Source organism: Treponema sp. J25 (assembly GCF_004343725.1).
Classification (GTDB): domain Bacteria; phylum Spirochaetota; class Spirochaetia; order Treponematales; family Breznakiellaceae; genus J25.
Map to the genome: position 1 here is coordinate 1 of NZ_PTQW01000025.1, position 15,657 is coordinate 15,657.

Here is a 15,657-nt window from a genome sequence, read left to right on the forward strand (position 1 = left end):
TGTTGTGCGCTCCCGCGCACCGGGCTATGGTCGCCGTCTTGTTTCTCGCTGCGGGCCTCTGCCCTTGCTCGAAAGACGACGGCCGCGATGTGCTCCAGTCGTGTAGTTACAGTAGCAAATAAATCATCCTCTGTCAATATTCTATAGAAAATCGCCTATAGGCTCCACTGGGCTTTTGCCAGCCCGCTTCTATTCGCTCAACCCGTGCACCTGGGGGACCCTTTTCAAGCCAGCGAAGAAAGGAAGTAAGGGCCGCCATGGAACCTTCGGCGTACACTTCCACCGTTCCATCCCATCGATTCTTTACCCACCCCACAATTCCACGACGAGAAGCTTCTTGCATCGTAGCATACCGAAATCCGACTCCTTGTACTCTCCCATGAATGATACAATGTACTGCACCTTGAGTTTCAGGGGAGCCTTCCGTCATGGCGATCCTCTTTTTTTCTTCGGATTTCTTCAATTTTTTGAACTATTTCATGGTAATCAAAGGGCTTATAAATCACAGGGTAAGAAACAGGAAACTCGGGCTGTAAAAAACCAGAGGTTACCAGGACTGCCATAGAGGGAAGAAATTTTTCCAGAAAACGAATCCAGTAATCACCGCCGAAAATCTCCATCCGATAATCCGTAATGATAAGATCCACCGGGTGATCCAGCAGTTGACGAATTGCGCCAACCCCTTCTGATGCTACCAGAACCGTATATCCCTTGTGCTTCAAAAAGTCTCTCAGGGAAAGGCGGACCGCATCATCATCTTCTACCAAGAGGATAGTAAAATGATGACTCATAGCATAACTCCCGCCTGGGTCGCAAAGGTCTTTATGGTTTTACAGATTTTTTCAAAATCCAGGGGCTTGGCAAAAAAAGCATCGGCCCCATCCTGTAAGATGGTGATCTCTTCTTCCGGGATATCGAGTCCCGTAATGGCGATAACAAAGGGCTTACCAAAATTAGGATCCTCTTTTATCTTCTTACAAAGCCGGTGCCCATCAATACCGGGCAGATCAATATCCAGAAACACATAACCGGGGCGATTTTCCGCAATAATGGAACCCGCCTCAAACCCATCATAGGCCTGAAGAACCCGGAAGGAAGGTAAACGTTTTTCTATATAGCGCTTCAACAAATTATTTATATCCCTATCATCATCCACAATTAACACCGTATTCCACTGCACATCATCATTTAAAAGATTAACAAGTTCATCAGGGATTTTCATCCCCCGTTCATCAAGAAAACGCAAGAGATCTTCCGCATATACCCGATACTGGCCTCCGGGGGTAGTAAACCCCTTGAGGTACCCATTTTTTATCCAGTTTATGGCGGTCTGGTTGACCACTCCACAAATTTTCGCCACCTCTAGCGCAGAAAATATTCGGAGTTTGTTTTCGGTCTTTCCCATATACCGTCCCTTATGTCGTACGCCAGGCCGTAAAATTTATCCAAAACGATTTCTGCGAGGCTGAATCATTTTTTCATGCTCCGCGAGACCTGAGAAAAGTATATCATACAGATGTTTTTTGTAAAAGTCCAGCCAGAGAATTTTTTATAGATTTCCCTTTTCGCTCTTCTGAAGTAAATATTCTGTCACAAGGTCCTTTCTGAATCCTGCTTGCATAAGAGACTGTTTCAACTTCGAGGAAGGAAAATCAGCTATTCCCTTTTTTTGCACAAAACGAAGCAACATTTCCCGTTCTTGCAACGGAGACACCCTGCTGTGGTACACCTGTCTGGCCAGGGCAAGCTCTATACCCCTCGCTACAAGGGCCCGTAACAGCTGCCGGGGAGTATACAGTCCCCTTCCCAAACGATAGGATATATATGAGGCGGCATACCGTTCATCATCTACAAGGCCTTTATTTTCCAGAAACTGGATTACCCGACTAATCTGATCCCGATCATGACCTTTCTTATGTAACTTTTGAAAAAGCCCCTTCTTTGTCTGTTCTGCTCGGGAAATATACCGAAGGGCCTCCCGTTCAATCCGGTAACAGGATGAAGCAAACAAAAGGGCCTCCTTTTCGGAGGCCCCTATCAGAGATCCTTCAGTCAAACGGGAAAAATCGATACTCCCCTTCGCATACTCTGGACGTACCAGAAAACTCGTCCCCTCCGAAAGCCGGATCTGATACACACCGGCTTTCGGCGAAATACCCTGGATCTGTAGAACTTCCTCTGTTTCCACTTACCGTTTCGAGAACTGGAAGCGCCGGCGGGCACCCCGTTGACCGTATTTCTTCCGTTCCACCATCCGGGGATCACGGGTAAGGAACCCATTGGCCCGCAGGGGGGTATAGTTGGTGTGATCCACCTGACACAGGGCCCGCGCAAGACCATGCCGGCAGGCTCCTGCCTGCCCATGAATTCCTCCACCCTGTACGTTAATCAGAATATCGTACTTGTTTTCGCTGGCGGTCACCATTAAAGGCTGTCGCACCATCAAAACATGTTCTGGCAGGGTAAAATACTGACTTACCTCTTTACCATTCACCATAATTTTACCACTGCCTTCCCGAATAAACACCCGGGCTACCGCGGTCTTTCTTCTACCAGTTCCAATGCCGAGATTCTTTACCACCTTACTACCTCTCGCTTATAGTTCAATAGGTTGTGGATTCTGGGCCCCATGAGGATGAGTAGGTCCCGCATACACCTTCACATTCTTAAACAACTTCCTTCCAAGGGGTCCCTTGGGAAGCATCCCCTTAATAGCCAGTTCTAACGGCTGGGTCGGATGCCGGGAAATAAGGGTCTCGAAGGAATAGGACTTAAGCCCCCCCACAAATCCCGTATGGTGGTGATACATTTTCTGGCTCTTTTTCCGGCCAGTTACCACCACCTTGTCTGCATTCACGATCACCACATAATCGCCAATTTCCTGATGGGGAGCAAAAATCGCCTTTTCTTTCCCCCTAAGGATGGAAGCTACCCGCGCAGCTACCCGCCCAAGGACCTTTCCTTCCGCATCAATAACATACCATTTTCGCTCTGCTTCCGCAGGTTTTACAAACACCGTCTTCATATACTACCTTTATCGAAGGAATTTACTCTACCAATTTGGCCATTTAACGCTGGCATCCGGTAAATGACCACTATAACGGGGCAACACCGGATATTCTCATATTTTTAAAGACCTTGTCAAGATTGGCTGCCCTTCTTTTTTTCCTCTTCCGATTCTTCCTTTTTTGCTTCAATTTGATCTTTGATGTCCGCGATACCAATAACCACCGCCAATAACCCTATGAGAATGGCCACCACTGGTACCGAACCCTTCAGAAACAGGACAACCTCGGACCACCAGTTAAGCCCCACGGGCAGCATGGCCAGAATCGCTGCCACAATCAATACTACCCCAACAAGCAAGGCTACCATAATCAACCTCCTGAGCATTAATACTTCGTCTTTTGTATAACTATACTACAGAATGCTATACTATAAAACACCTGGGGAAGATTTGACAATACAAGTCCCACCACGGGGACCGAACCGTACAGTTCAGGTCCGCCAGTAAGGATTCCTATACGAAGTAAAAGGGTGTAGAGACTCTCTAAATAGGAAAAAAAACTGCCTATCATAAAAAACAAGCAAACCCAATCCCGCTTTTTTGTCCAGGCAAGCAAGGCCAAAAAAGCGGTAATGGTGACAAACACCATCCGAATAGATATAAAAAGCAGGTCTCCCTGATTCATGGGGCACTCCTTTTTCCTAAAAGTTCCTTAAAAAGCCTTGCAAGAAGGGCATCTTCCCCTTTGGACACTTCTCGCGGCAGAATGATTGGCAAAGCAGGATGGGGCGGTAAGAGCACTCCTTCTTCAAGAAAGGACTTAAAAACCGGGGCATAACGGGGAAGAGGACCAGGAGAACGGGACCACACATAGGGACCAACCCGTATCCATAGATCCGAATTATCCAGGACCCGAAGGGTTCGAGGAAAAAGATGGGAGAACTCTAAAGGGGTTGCTCGCTGTATGTCCCATATACCTCGAACCAAAAACGTCTCCAGAGGAGGTGGAATGATATCGGAGGGGGGAAATTTCGCCTCGTCCCAGTCCCTTCGGACAGCAAGCACCGCAGGCTGAAAGAGCCCACCCGTGGGAAGAATCAACAGAAGAACCGGAAAAGTATCCCAGAAGGTCCGTTCTTTTCTTCCAAAGGGGCGCCATACCACCATAGGACAGAGGGGTTCATTTTTCCTCTGGGCAAAAAGTCGGGAAAGAATAAAGGCGCCCCTCCTTTGCGGTACGGAATCAACATCATCAGCAGTGGAGGTCTCTTTTAGAAGAAGGGTCCGTTCTTGTTTCGCAGAAATCCCAGGGGAACCCCAGGGATTTTCCTCTTGCATAAGCAGGGCTTCTCCTAAGGTAGAGGCCCTTCGATTGTCCCACAAACCAAGCTGCTCCAACCGTTCAAAGGAACGGTAAATTCTAAAGGTTCTCTCCGGGAATATCGAAGCCAACGCCTGGAATAACCGTCGATGATGATCCTGCGGAAACAGGCCAAGACAGCCCCGAGAAAGGGTGTTCTTTAAAAGCAATAATTGTCGGTGGGGATCATGCCCTAAAATAGCCCAGCCCCCTTGCTGCCAGAGATCGAGGTAACGTTTTCCATTCTGGGCATACAACCGATATCCCCTCCCCCGCCGCAGGGGAGGAAGCAAGGTAAGTAATTCCCGGTCCCCCTCAGGTATCATGGTCTACCCTCATAATCGAACTGCTTTGATAACGGCTCATAAAGCGGAATTTCCGGCCCGACTCAAAACGCACATCCACCACCGGCCCTGCCTCACTTTCCATAATGTAATAAATTTCGCCGTACCCATACTCATCATGGAAGACCCGCTGGCCAAGCTTCCAGCGACCATCCGAAGACCATTGTTCCGACGAAGGCCGTTCTCTCGAAACCATCACCGAAGGGCCGCGTCCATATCCTCCTGTGACTTCTGGATCGCCCTCAAGCCTCCCCTTTGGGGCGCCAAAAGGGAACTGCGCAGGAGGATTCCCCCGGATTCGTATACTCTCCGGGGGAAATTCGCTCAGAAATGGCGAAGGCTCAAGGAACAGAGTTTTCCCATAAAGTCTTCGCATAGCACAGGTGGTACAATACAACTCATCCATGGCCCGGGTAATACCTACATAAAAAAGGCGCCGTTCTTCTTCCAAATCGTCTCCATTCTTATCTTCCCGGGGGAAAACCCCCTTTTCAAGGCCCGTAATAATAACCCGCGGGAACTCAAGGCCCTTGGTATTATGTAAGGTTATTAGGGTTACCGCATCCTGCACATCCTCGGTAGCCTCAAGGGATCGATCAAGTTCAATGTGTTCCAGGAATAGACTTAACCCTTCGCTTGTAGCTGGATACAATGTCGCGCCATTTACCAGTTCCTGGAGGTTGGCCACCTTCTGAGAACCACTTATGGCATCCTGGGAAGCGTGGTATGCCACAAGCCCACTGTGTTCAAGGAGCAGAACCAACACCATGGAAAGCCCTTCCCCACCCTTGAGACTTCCCTCTCCTCCTTCGGGAGGCATCCATTGGGCGGAAGGACGACCAGAACTTTCTCCCCCAGGACCTTCTCCGTCGAGAGGAACGCTTTCCTGGGCACGAGGCCCTTCAGCCTGAGACGGGATTTTTTCGTTCGTTTCCCCTTGAACTTCATCCTGAAACAGAGCAGTAATTCGGTCATATACCGAAAGAAAAAAGGAAAGCCCCTTACGGGTACGTCCCGAGAGAGTCTGGAGCATATCCCGGCAGGATTCTACGAGGTTTCCCCTCCGTTCATCGGGCAATGCGAAGGAACGGTCGATTATTTTTTCTATTGTGGCATCCCCTATGCCTCGAGCCGGCTTATTCACAATGCGGCGGAAGGCTATTTCGTCCCGGGGGTTCATAAGGAAGGAAAGAAACGCAAGGGCATCCTTTACTTCTTCCCGTTCGTAGAATTTTAAAGAGCCCACCACTCGATAGGGAATCCTACGGTGAAGTAACTCGGTTTCAAAGGTTAAGGACTGCGCGTTGGTTCGATACAGGATGGCCCAATCTCCGTAGCGAGCGCCGCCCCGTTCTACCGAAGTTTGAATCACATCGGCGCAGAAACGGGCCTCGCTCTCCTGGTCTAAGAGAAAAGCTACCACCGGCGGCGAGCCCTCCTTTCGTTCTGCGACCATCTCTTTCCCCAGTCGGCCCCGGTTATGGGAGACTACCGCCGATGCCACCTGAAGGATCGACCGGGTAGACCGATAGTTTCGCACCAGTCGAATAATGTGCGTATTGGGGAAGCGCTCAGGGAATTCCAGGATATTCCGAACTTCGGCGCCCCGGAACCGATAGATAGATTGATCGTCATCCCCTACCACACACAGATAGGTGGAAGGCCCACAGAGTTCTTTAAGGAGCTCAAACTGGGCCACATTTGAATCCTGGTATTCATCCACCAGAATTACCCGAATTCGATCCTGAAAGCGCTGCCGAACCTCCGGGAATCGCCGAAGTATTTCCACTGGTTTTTTAATGAGATCCCCAAAATCAACGTTTCCGATAGTGGCAAGTCGTTTTTCATATTCCCCATAGAGGCGCCTGAACTGGGGCGTATGATCAAAAAGTTCAAGGGCCGGGTCATCGGGGCTGAGAAAATAATCCTTCGCCCGGGCTATTTTATGGGCCATGTGCGCCACTTCCAGGCGGGGAGCACCACCCATGATGGTCGCAAGCAGGCTCAGACTATCCTCTTCATCGTAAATCACAAAGCGGCTATCCAACCCTATAAGATGACCATTCCGACGCAAGAACCAGGCCCCAAAGGAATGGAAGGTACGAATCATGGCCCCCATCGCCCGGGGTTCTATAAGGGCAGCCCGCTCTGCCATTTCGCGAGCCGCCTTATTGGTAAAGGTAACTGCCAAAATCGATTCGGGCTCTATCCCGCATTCCCGGATCAAATAGGCGATCTTGGTGGTAATGACCCGGGTTTTTCCGGAACCGGCCCCTGCAAGGATTAAAAGAGGCGCCCCTTGATGCAGTACCGCTTCCCGCTGTTCCGCATTAAGCGACATAAGATAGTCAGCTTCCATCGGAATTCACCCCATCCAGATCGAAGCCACAGCGGGCCACAATGCGAGATCTGGTAAAGGTACCCACCTGCAGGGGCTGCGACGCGGTGAGCACCACCGCCCCATCCACCTCTGGCGCATGATAGATTCCTCGACCGATGTAGAGGTTCTCTTCGTTTTCTATCTGTTCTTCCACTATGATTTGTAATTCCTGACCAACCAGACGTTCCAGTCGGTTTTCTGTTATGGGTATCTGGGCTGTTTCGATTTCTTTCTTACGGTGTAAGGCTATTTTCTGCGGCACCCGTCCTTTAAAATGATAGGCTGGGGTATCCTCTTCCCGGGAATAGGCAAAAACCCCAAGCCAATCCAATTGAGCAGCTTCCTGGAACTGGCGAAGGGTCTGAAAATCCTCTTCTGTTTCGCCGGGGAAGCCAACAAGGAAGGTAGAACGGATAGTAGCGTGGGGAAGGGCATCCCGAATTCTTTTAATAAGGTCGAGGTACGTTTCAGGGTTCCCTTTTCTATTCATAAGGCGCAGGATACGGGGAGAGGCATGCTGGAAGGGAAGATCAAAATACGGGAGAATACGAGGATCCTTCTCGCACAATTCAAGGAGTTCCCCGGGGAAGTGATCCGGATGAATGTACAACAGTCGAATCCAGAAGTCCCCTGACAGTTGAGAAAGGCGCCGCACCAACTCAGGAAGGAGCGTAGAAAATTCGCCTTCCCGAGAGGGACCTATATCTTTCCCATAGGAGCCCAGGTCCTGACCTACTAGACAGAGTTCCCTCACGCCCCGTTGAAGGAGGGCCTGACATTCTTCCACGATGGACTCAACCGGTCGGGAGCGGAGGGGCCCCCGAATAAGAGGAATGGCACAATAACTGCAGCGATTATCACAGCCTTCGGTCAGTTTTACGTAGGCACTGCCAGGGAAAGACGTAAGGGGCCGGTGGGTAAAGCAAGAAAGGCCCTCCTTTTCAGAGCCCGACGGAAGGGGGGGAAGCAGGCTTTGATGGGTTGATGCCAAAGCCGCTTCTGCGGCCTGGGGCGCCAGGGAAAGGTCCATATTCCCGAAGAGGGCATCCGCCTCAGGAAGCTCCCGGGCCAGGGCCTCCCCATACCGCTGGGCAAGACAGCCTGCCAGCAATATTTTTTTAGAAGGGAATAATTTTTTCCATTCCATAACGGCTTCTATGGACTCTTCTTTGGCACTCTGAATAAATCCACAGGAATTCACCACAATAAGGTCCGCATCTTCCGGCGCGCCTACCGCCTGCCACCCTGCAGACAGGAGATAGGCCATCAACACTTCCCCATCAACCTGATTTTTCGCACACCCATGAGGATCAAGATAAAACGAACGGTGGTTGATCATGTCGAACTAATCTAATCGCACTGGTACAAGGCGGTACCGGCCCTCATCATCTTTAATCCACTTTATATCAGTAACCACAACTTCACCGGGATTGCCGATTTCCACATCAACCGTTTTTCCCCCACCTATGACTTGCAGTTTAGCCGCCGTCGCATTGGAGATCCACAACCGTATCCCATTCTGGGCCTGGATATTCAAAATATCCGCCTTCTGAAAGTATTGCTCATTTCGTTCTTTTCTATCCGCTTCCCACCGAAAAAGGCAGGATCCCTTAAACGTCACCTGAAGAGTGAAAGGATAGGGGTTAGGAGAAGAGAGAATATTCGGACCAATCGCAGAAGCTCCCGGTGTTCCCCCCGTTCCCCCCATCTCAGAGCCAGACACGACCGTTTCTGCGGGCTGAGCCGCCGCCGTATTTCCGGGAGAAGCGGGGTTCGTTCCAAGGTTTTGAGTTTCTTCTTGAGTAAGAGCCCGGTATTCAAAACGAAGAGCCGTTCCCCGTTCTGGTTTGTTTTTCACGAGGTCCTCCACATAAATCTGGAGGTCCTTAGTCCCATCGTTGTTAAGATCGATGCCAATCTCCTGGCCCAAATTGACCACCACTTCTCCTGAAGCGGTAGAAAGATGTACTTGTTCATCTATCGTCAGGAGTTCTACTTTATAGGTATCTTTTGCTATGGTAACTAAAAGACTATCTCCAGGATACAATCGCTTTTTCAGTATCCCCCCTGTAAGGGTATACTCTGTGGCTTTTCGAGGAGGAGCATTCTCCGTAGTTCCAGAAGGCCCTTTTATTAAAAAGAACCAGCCCAATACCCCCCCAGCTACAAGGGCAAGTACTAAAAGGCCAACACCTATCATGGGCCAATGATGAGAAGGCTCAGGATTCTTTAACAACTGTTCTATGGGGACCGGCTGCTCCTGAAGCTTCATGCTCCGATACTGGGACAGAAGTTCCTGAGCGTTCAAACCAAGATACTCCCCATAGTTACGCAAAAAACCTAACAAATAAGGCTCACCTGGAAACTGACTGAATTCTTCCTTCTCTAACGCTTCCAGATACCGGATGGAAATATTAGTGTCCCGATATACATCCTCATAACTTAAGCCCAAATTCTCCCGGGCTTTTCGTAGCTTTTCACCCAGAGATTCCACAGGGATCCTCCTTGCAACCGGTAACCTTCAGAATTAAACATACCGGCTTTTTAGTAACACTTTTATTTTTTAAGGGACAAAAAGGGCCCCTTTATATCCCCAATTAATAGAGTACCCAGCCGCTTCCCTAATTACTACTTTTAAACAAGAAATTATTATACACATTCGCCGAAGCAGGAGCATCATAGGCAAAGCGACCTTCCGGGATACCCTGATTTAACACAATATTAGAAAAATTAAAAATAATAAGTTCGTCCGCCACTGTCCGGGCTTCAATTCGATATATCAATTTACTCTGAGGTTCAACACTAAGCCGGATTTCCCGGAACCCCTCAGAAACATTGCGGCGGGTAAGCACCAGTTTTACCACCGGCGTTGGGTTTTTATCATCAAGGGGCACGGGATCAGGTCCTGTCTGATATGCAGGAAGGTAATTTCTTCGCAACAGCACAAGCCCCTGAGAAGAAGCAAAGGTAGCTCCCGTACTTTTAGATTCCCCTGCAACCTCCTGACGAAGTATCGCCCGGTATTCCGGGAGATACACCATCAGGACCTCTCCGTTATATACAATCACCTGCTCCTGGGGAACAGAAAAATCCATCCGTATAAGATTAGGAGCCCGATATATAATGGTACCTTCCATGTCATTTTTCCCAGAACTAATTTTTAATCGGGCCTGATAATCTTTTATACTATTATAGACATCCCCAACCTGAGCAAGGAATTTATCTGCCGTCACAATCTCCTGGGCTGCAGGAGCCATGAGGAAACTAACGGAAAAAGCTATCATCAGCGCAAAACAACATCTCTTTTGCATAAAACCTCTCTTGCCTATAGTACCTGTATCAAAGCTAAAACGCAAGCCCATATCTACCACTTTTTGGTATGCGAAAGGATTAGAGAACTGTTATGGTATTTAAAGAAAGACTGTTCCTATTAAGACATGGGATAGGGGCGCTCCAATTTACAAAAGCTTTACTATAGTTACCTTTAAGAATGAGGAAGAACAATATGCTCTATCTCTGGTTTTTCCGAGGGCCGATAAAAGATTGCGGTGTTTCCTATGAGTCGCACCAATTCGGCTTTGCTCTGGGAAGCAAGTTGCGCCGCCAAGTCCCTGCGCTCTTCTTTAAAAGCGATAAAACGCACTTTTACCAGTTCATGATCTTCAAGGGCTTGCTCAAAAGCTCGATACAGGGGTTCCGAAACACCCTCTTTCCCCACTAATATCACCGCCTTTTGCACCGAAGCAAGGCCTGATAAATAACTCCGTTGTTTACTCGACAACATACCTTTCCCTCATTTTGTTAACCTTTGCCCCCTGGAACACGTTCTCAATCTTATCCTTCTGCTTAGAGCGTACCTCGCCTTTCTCTTTTTCTAAGAGAGACCATTGCCCTAGCCTCTCTCAGAAGGATCATCAAAAAATCCTGAGAGGTCTTCCACCTTAAAGGGCCAAAAAAGATAGCGGGAGCTACTGTTTATACAAGGAAGTTCTTTTTTTGGCAAGAGAGAAAACCACTGGGGTTCTTCTTCTACAAAACGGATAGATGGAACGGCCTTTTTACCTGCTGGAAGGGAGAATTCGGTAATAACAAGATTTAAAAACCAGTGGATGGCATCCTTACATAACGGATTATACCGAGAAAGCAATAAATTGAGGGGGAAAACACCTGTCCTCTCGTCCTTCGCCATAAGGGTCTCTTTTAATTTTGTATTTCCTTCAATAGGACTCTCATTCGCTCCTCCGTAGAGGGCAAGCACATCAAGGAAGGGTTCATATCCATACACCAGGGGAAGGCCATACATGCGAAGTTCTGGCATATCCCGGCTATGAAGTACCGTAACGGGCAGAGTATCAATCCGATATTTTCGCATAAGATCAAGGCTCTGGGCGCTGTCATGGATTTGCACAGAAAGACGGGTACTTAATTCTGCCAGTTCTTCTATCAAACACCGAACGTTTCGACATATTCCATCTTCGTAGGTATGAGAAAAGACCTCAATCTCCACGGACCGTCTGAAACGGGAGAAGCGGGCTTCCCCCTCTTTTCGGGCCTCTTTTGATAGGATCATACCTACAGCATAAAACGGCTTACTCCCCTCGTCAATAAGAAAGCAAGCAGCCCCATATTCCAGGGAATCATTCTTTTTAGGTACCGTAAAAAAAAGAGGGCCCCTTTGAGCCCCCGGTATATTCATCTCTTACTTTTCAGCCCCACATTTTTACGAGACCGCTGCCCCTACCAGTTCTTTAAACTCCTGCTCTTCCAGGGTTTCCTTTTCTAATAGGTGTTCGGCTATTTTTTCTAAGAGGGGCCGTTTTTCCACTAAGAGCCCCTTAACTGCGGTATAGCGTTCGTTCACAATGCGGGCGATTTCTTCGTCAATATACTGCTGGGTCGATTCGGAATACTCCCGATGAAGGAGCGGTTCCGAAAGGGAACCCTGGAGCATACTCGCCCCCCGCTGAGTGAGAGCTACGTTCCTGAAGCGAGGGCTCATCCCATAATCGGTGATCATCCGACGGGCAATATCCGTGGCCCGGGTAAGATCGTTGGCAGCGCCGGTAGAAATTTTCCCAAACACCACCTCTTCCGCGGCCCGGCCACCCAAAAGGACATCAATCTTACCTAGCAGTTCTTCCTCGGTCATAAGGTAGCGGTCTTCTAACGGGAGCTGCAGGGTATACCCCAGGGCACCGTATCCCCGGGGAACGATGGAAATCTTCTGGACCGGATCGGATCCTGGCGTGAAGGCCGCCACCAGGGCATGGCCGGTTTCATGGTAGGCTACAATTTTCCGTTCCGACTCAGAAATAGCCCGATTTTTCTTCTGGAGCCCCGCAACGACCTTTTCGATAGCCTCATCAAAATCCTGCTGTTCCACCTGTTTCCTTCCGGCCCGGACCGCAAGGAGGGCCGCTTCATTCACAATGTTCGCCAGGTCCGCGCCGGCAAAACCCGAGGTTTTACGGGCCACCCGGGAAAGATCTACCGTGGGAGCAAGTTTCACGTTTCTCGTGTGGATACGAAGAATCGCCTCCCGCCCAGCCAGATCCGGTTTATCAACCAACACCTGCCGGTCAAAGCGGCCGGGCCGGAGCAGGGCCGGATCGAGCACATCGGGTCGGTTCGTAGCAGCCAGGATGATAAGACCGCTCGTGGCATCAAAGCCGTCCATCTCCACCAGGAGTTGATTCAGGGTTTGTTCCCGTTCGTCGTTGCCCCCAATGGCACCGGTGATACGGCTTTTACCAATCGCATCAAGCTCATCTATAAAGATGATACAGGGAGCCTTTTCCCGGGCCTGTTTAAACAGGTCCCGCACGCGGGCGGCCCCAACACCAACAAACATCTCCACAAAATCAGCACCGCTCATCCGGAAAAAGGGGACCCCCGCTTCTCCGGCGACGGCCCGGGCAAGAAGGGTCTTCCCTGTGCCGGGAGGCCCCACCAGCAGCACCCCCTTGGGGATTTTGCCCCCAATTTCGGTGTACTTTCGGGGATTCCGCAGGAAGTCTACCACTTCCATAAGTTCTTCCTTTGCTTCATCCACCCCGGCCACATCGCTAAAACGGGTAACCACATCCCCTTCGGCCACGATAACCGCCCGATTCTGGCCGATAGATAGGACATTACTTCCCATATTCCCTACCCGGCGAAGAATAAGGCGCCAGATAAAAAAGAAAAATGCGAAGGGGAGCAGCCAGCTAAAAATAAAATCAAGCACCGCACTGCCTTCTTTTGAGACCGCGTAGTAGCTTACCCCCTTTTCATCCATCAATTTAATTAAATCGGGGTCATAGATAGGAACCGTTCTGTAGGCCTTCTGGGGAACCGAATAGCGGCGGGTAATGGGGTCTGGAGTCTCTTTTTTATTGGTGGTATAGCCCGTATAATATGAAGAATCGAGTTCAACTCGCTTAATCTCACCAGAAGCAATCTTTGCCTTAAATTCAGAAAAATCGATGGTAGGATTCACATTACTTAGAAACACATAGTTAAAAAGACTCATCAACACTACCAGGATTACCACGTAGACCAGGGAAAAACGCCATTGCCAGTTTCCAAGGGGCCCATTCCCATTTCCGGGGCCCGGGAAGAGATGATTAAAAGGAGACGGCGCCCCTGTTTTTTTTCTCTTAGGATTTGGTTTTGATATCTTCGGCATGTATCTTCTCCTGGTATAAATATAACCTCTCCTCTAGCTTGCCGTCTAGGGGCAATATTATTTACCTCAATTCTAGCCCCCTACCACCCCTCATTCCCATGCGCCAACAGGCAAGAGACGGTTCCCGCTCCTTTTATCTTCCTCCGATCCCTTTATCCCTAAAGATTGAATTCCCCTTTTTATACTGAGGTTTTAAGAAACACATCCATCTTAGGATAGGGGATTTCGATTCCTTCTTCTCTAAATCGGGTATGGATATCCTTCATAATCGAATTCTTAAGGGCCAGGTAGTTTGATTTTTCAAACCAGAGTCCTACAAGAATAGTGATTCCTGAGGCTTCAAATTTTTCAAATACAATGAGGGGTTCCGGATTATCCAGCACATAAATGTTTTTTGCGGCCACATCAAGGAGTAAAGAGCGAACCCGCTCAAGGTCGCTCGTATAGGCCACGCTCACCCATACATCGAGCCTTCGAATCGGGAATCGGGTGATATTTACCACATTAGTTTTTATAAGGGTTTCATTGGGAATCCGGACAAACCGATTATCAAAGGTTTGAATTTTTACGGAAAGGAAATCGATGGAATAGACCGTTCCCGACACATCCCCCACCTGAATCACATCTCCAAGCTGAAAGGGTTTTTCCGAAATAAGGAAAAGGCCGGAAATTACATTAGATACCGAAGTCTGGGCGGCAAAACCGATGGCAATTCCCGCAATTCCCGCCGCTCCCAACAGGGCCGAGAGGTCAATCCCCAAACTTTTGAAAAGGGTCATAAAGGCAATGACATACCCCGTATACCGCACTATCTTCTTTAAGAGAAAATGCTGCTGTTCGGCTAAATATTTTTTTGTAACCCGCGCAACAATAACCTGAATAATCCCAAAGATAAGAATAACAAAGACAAAGGCTCCCAGGGCTATGAGAAGTCTTTTGTAAAAATCAGGAGAAAAGAATGTCGCCACATCAGTCATTATATCACTTAAAAACCCACCAATATTTTGCATGAGCCCTCCTATTCGTATAAACCGGTGATAGACTTAAGGAATCCAACACCCCGGCGAATAAGAATTTCGCTCAACCCGGTCTTTGCGGCAGTAAAAATCTTCTTATACGAACGTTTTTTAGTCTCATCAATCCGCATGCGCAGTTCCCCCTCGGGAGTACCATCAATAATGATAGAATCAGAATACAACTGCCCATCTTTATAGTAGATATTCATGAGATCAGTGTAGATAGCGAGTCGTTTAATATTCAGTACCGTCCGGGTGGCATTGCGGACCTTGATATCACACTGAATAAGAGAAGCCGCCCGGGTCCATTTGTTTGACTCATCGCTCTGAGATCCTTCTTTAGTGCTCTCCCCCTTACAATGGGGGTCCAGAGCAATAGGGAGGGACAGACACAGGGTCCCCGCTGTTTTATCCCCGAACCAGGAATACGAAAGAGAAAAGGGCAAGAACTCGTAGAGCACATGGGCGTCCTCATCCTGGAACTGAAACACCGGAGGAACCGCTACCATAAACTGGGCTTCTGCGCCCGGAAGAATACGGACCTCGTTGCGCACCAACACAAGGTAAGGAATCTGGCTAAAACTGGGTACCAATCGGATTTGACGGGCCGGACCAACCCCGAAGGCGAGGTTTTCTTCCTCACAGGAGGGCCGTTCCTCGGGGCCATAGGCTTCTTCTACCAGGTCTTCGAATCGACAGGGCCGCTGAATGATGCGCCATTCTTCCCCGTTTTTTCTGATTCCCGCATAGGCCCCATTTAAAAACCATACGTACCACTGGAGATCTTTCGGTGAAAAATAATCCCACATGGCTAGCTATCATACAAAAAAAGCGGGGCCCTGTCACTTGAGAGAAAGGCTAAAGTAGGCTATGCTCCAGCTAT

General features: G+C 49.0%; 18 protein-coding genes. All 18 read right to left on the bottom strand.

Going from position 1 to position 15,657, the window contains the following annotated elements; all coding sequences use genetic code 11:
• Positions 1-133: 133 nt before the first annotated feature.
• The 18 genes from C5O22_RS08565 to C5O22_RS08650 all read right to left on the bottom strand — a co-directional run bounded on the left by C5O22_RS08565 (position 134) and on the right by C5O22_RS08650 (position 15,583).
• A complete protein-coding gene (locus C5O22_RS08565) occupies positions 134-430 on the bottom strand; it encodes an acylphosphatase (RefSeq protein WP_132780925.1) in 297 nt (98 codons plus the stop codon).
• Positions 411-791 carry a response regulator gene (locus C5O22_RS08570; RefSeq protein ID WP_132780927.1) on the bottom strand — a complete coding sequence of 127 codons (381 nt, stop codon included), beginning with the start codon at positions 789-791 and terminating at the stop codon, positions 411-413. The genes C5O22_RS08565 and C5O22_RS08570 overlap by 20 nt, the downstream gene beginning before the upstream one ends.
• Positions 788-1,405, bottom strand: a complete 618-nt coding sequence (locus C5O22_RS08575) for a response regulator (protein WP_132780929.1) — start codon at positions 1,403-1,405, stop codon at positions 788-790. The genes C5O22_RS08570 and C5O22_RS08575 overlap by 4 nt, the downstream gene beginning before the upstream one ends.
• 144 nt (positions 1,406-1,549) lie before the next feature.
• Entirely contained in the window at positions 1,550-2,188 is a 639-nt protein-coding gene (locus C5O22_RS08580; RefSeq protein ID WP_132780931.1) for a regulatory protein RecX, read from the bottom strand.
• Positions 2,189-2,581: a 30S ribosomal protein S9 gene (rpsI, locus tag C5O22_RS08585; RefSeq protein WP_132780933.1), complete on the bottom strand. Its 393-nt coding sequence runs from the start codon at positions 2,579-2,581 to the stop codon at positions 2,189-2,191.
• 15 nt (positions 2,582-2,596) lie between these two features.
• Positions 2,597-3,025, bottom strand: coding sequence for a 50S ribosomal protein L13 (gene rplM / locus C5O22_RS08590; RefSeq protein ID WP_132780935.1), 429 nt, complete (start codon positions 3,023-3,025; stop codon positions 2,597-2,599).
• Positions 3,026-3,141: 116 nt separating this feature from the next.
• A complete protein-coding gene (locus tag C5O22_RS08595; protein WP_132780937.1) occupies positions 3,142-3,375 on the bottom strand; it encodes a hypothetical protein in 234 nt (77 codons plus the stop codon).
• Positions 3,376-3,392: 17 nt separating this feature from the next.
• Positions 3,393-3,692, bottom strand: coding sequence for a hypothetical protein (locus C5O22_RS08600; protein ID WP_132780939.1), 300 nt, complete (start codon positions 3,690-3,692; stop codon positions 3,393-3,395).
• The gene (locus C5O22_RS08605; RefSeq protein WP_132780941.1) at positions 3,689-4,693 is read right to left on the bottom strand and encodes a hypothetical protein; all 1,005 of its coding nucleotides are present in this window, start codon (positions 4,691-4,693) and stop codon (positions 3,689-3,691) included. The genes C5O22_RS08600 and C5O22_RS08605 overlap by 4 nt, the downstream gene beginning before the upstream one ends.
• Positions 4,683-7,070, bottom strand: coding sequence for an ATP-dependent helicase (locus C5O22_RS08610; protein ID WP_132780943.1), 2,388 nt, complete (start codon positions 7,068-7,070; stop codon positions 4,683-4,685). The genes C5O22_RS08605 and C5O22_RS08610 overlap by 11 nt, the downstream gene beginning before the upstream one ends.
• On the bottom strand, positions 7,060-8,430 hold the full coding sequence (gene rimO, locus C5O22_RS08615; protein WP_132780945.1) for a 30S ribosomal protein S12 methylthiotransferase RimO: 1,371 nt from the start codon (positions 8,428-8,430) through the stop codon (positions 7,060-7,062). Before rimO ends, C5O22_RS08610 begins: the two co-directional genes overlap by 11 nt.
• Positions 8,431-8,436: 6 nt before the next feature.
• Entirely contained in the window at positions 8,437-9,585 is a 1,149-nt protein-coding gene (locus tag C5O22_RS08620) for a helix-turn-helix domain-containing protein (protein ID WP_132780947.1), read from the bottom strand.
• Between the two features lie 127 nt (positions 9,586-9,712).
• On the bottom strand, positions 9,713-10,402 hold the full coding sequence (locus tag C5O22_RS08625; protein ID WP_132780949.1) for a LolA family protein: 690 nt from the start codon (positions 10,400-10,402) through the stop codon (positions 9,713-9,715).
• A 173-nt stretch (positions 10,403-10,575) separates the two neighbouring features.
• Positions 10,576-10,875: a YhbY family RNA-binding protein gene (locus C5O22_RS08630; protein ID WP_132780951.1), complete on the bottom strand. Its 300-nt coding sequence runs from the start codon at positions 10,873-10,875 to the stop codon at positions 10,576-10,578.
• A gap of 108 nt (positions 10,876-10,983) precedes the next feature.
• Entirely contained in the window at positions 10,984-11,661 is a 678-nt protein-coding gene (locus C5O22_RS08635) for a thioredoxin domain-containing protein (RefSeq protein ID WP_132780953.1), read from the bottom strand.
• Positions 11,662-11,811: 150 nt separating this feature from the next.
• Positions 11,812-13,758 carry an ATP-dependent zinc metalloprotease FtsH gene (ftsH, locus tag C5O22_RS08640; protein ID WP_132780955.1) on the bottom strand — a complete coding sequence of 649 codons (1,947 nt, stop codon included), beginning with the start codon at positions 13,756-13,758 and terminating at the stop codon, positions 11,812-11,814.
• Between the two features lie 179 nt (positions 13,759-13,937).
• The gene (locus tag C5O22_RS08645) at positions 13,938-14,768 is read right to left on the bottom strand and encodes a mechanosensitive ion channel family protein (RefSeq protein WP_132780956.1); all 831 of its coding nucleotides are present in this window, start codon (positions 14,766-14,768) and stop codon (positions 13,938-13,940) included.
• Positions 14,769-14,776: 8 nt separating this feature from the next.
• On the bottom strand, positions 14,777-15,583 hold the full coding sequence (locus C5O22_RS08650; RefSeq protein ID WP_132780958.1) for a hypothetical protein: 807 nt from the start codon (positions 15,581-15,583) through the stop codon (positions 14,777-14,779).
• Positions 15,584-15,657: the final 74 nt, after the last annotated feature.

Bases quoted from the DNA above. Each gene is read 5' to 3' on its own strand.
- C5O22_RS08565 (WP_132780925.1), bottom strand. From the start codon at position 430: ATGACGGAAGGCTCCCCTGAAACTCAAGGTGCAGTACATTGTATCATT.
- C5O22_RS08570 (WP_132780927.1), bottom strand. From the start codon at position 791: ATGAGTCATCATTTTACTATCCTCTTGGTAGAAGATGATGATGCGGTC.
- C5O22_RS08575 (WP_132780929.1), bottom strand. From the start codon at position 1,405: ATGGGAAAGACCGAAAACAAACTCCGAATATTTTCTGCGCTAGAGGTG.
- rplM (WP_132780935.1), bottom strand. From the start codon at position 3,025: ATGAAGACGGTGTTTGTAAAACCTGCGGAAGCAGAGCGAAAATGGTAT.
- C5O22_RS08595 (WP_132780937.1), bottom strand. From the start codon at position 3,375: ATGGTAGCCTTGCTTGTTGGGGTAGTATTGATTGTGGCAGCGATTCTG.
- C5O22_RS08600 (WP_132780939.1), bottom strand. From the start codon at position 3,692: ATGAATCAGGGAGACCTGCTTTTTATATCTATTCGGATGGTGTTTGTC.
- C5O22_RS08605 (WP_132780941.1), bottom strand. From the start codon at position 4,693: ATGATACCTGAGGGGGACCGGGAATTACTTACCTTGCTTCCTCCCCTG.
- C5O22_RS08610 (WP_132780943.1), bottom strand. From the start codon at position 7,070: ATGGAAGCTGACTATCTTATGTCGCTTAATGCGGAACAGCGGGAAGCG.
- rimO (WP_132780945.1), bottom strand. From the start codon at position 8,430: ATGATCAACCACCGTTCGTTTTATCTTGATCCTCATGGGTGTGCGAAA.
- C5O22_RS08625 (WP_132780949.1), bottom strand. From the start codon at position 10,402: ATGCAAAAGAGATGTTGTTTTGCGCTGATGATAGCTTTTTCCGTTAGT.
- C5O22_RS08630 (WP_132780951.1), bottom strand. From the start codon at position 10,875: ATGTTGTCGAGTAAACAACGGAGTTATTTATCAGGCCTTGCTTCGGTG.
- C5O22_RS08635 (WP_132780953.1), bottom strand. From the start codon at position 11,661: ATGATCCTATCAAAAGAGGCCCGAAAAGAGGGGGAAGCCCGCTTCTCC.
- ftsH (WP_132780955.1), bottom strand. From the start codon at position 13,758: ATGCCGAAGATATCAAAACCAAATCCTAAGAGAAAAAAAACAGGGGCG.
- C5O22_RS08645 (WP_132780956.1), bottom strand. From the start codon at position 14,768: ATGCAAAATATTGGTGGGTTTTTAAGTGATATAATGACTGATGTGGCG.
- C5O22_RS08650 (WP_132780958.1), bottom strand. From the start codon at position 15,583: ATGTGGGATTATTTTTCACCGAAAGATCTCCAGTGGTACGTATGGTTT.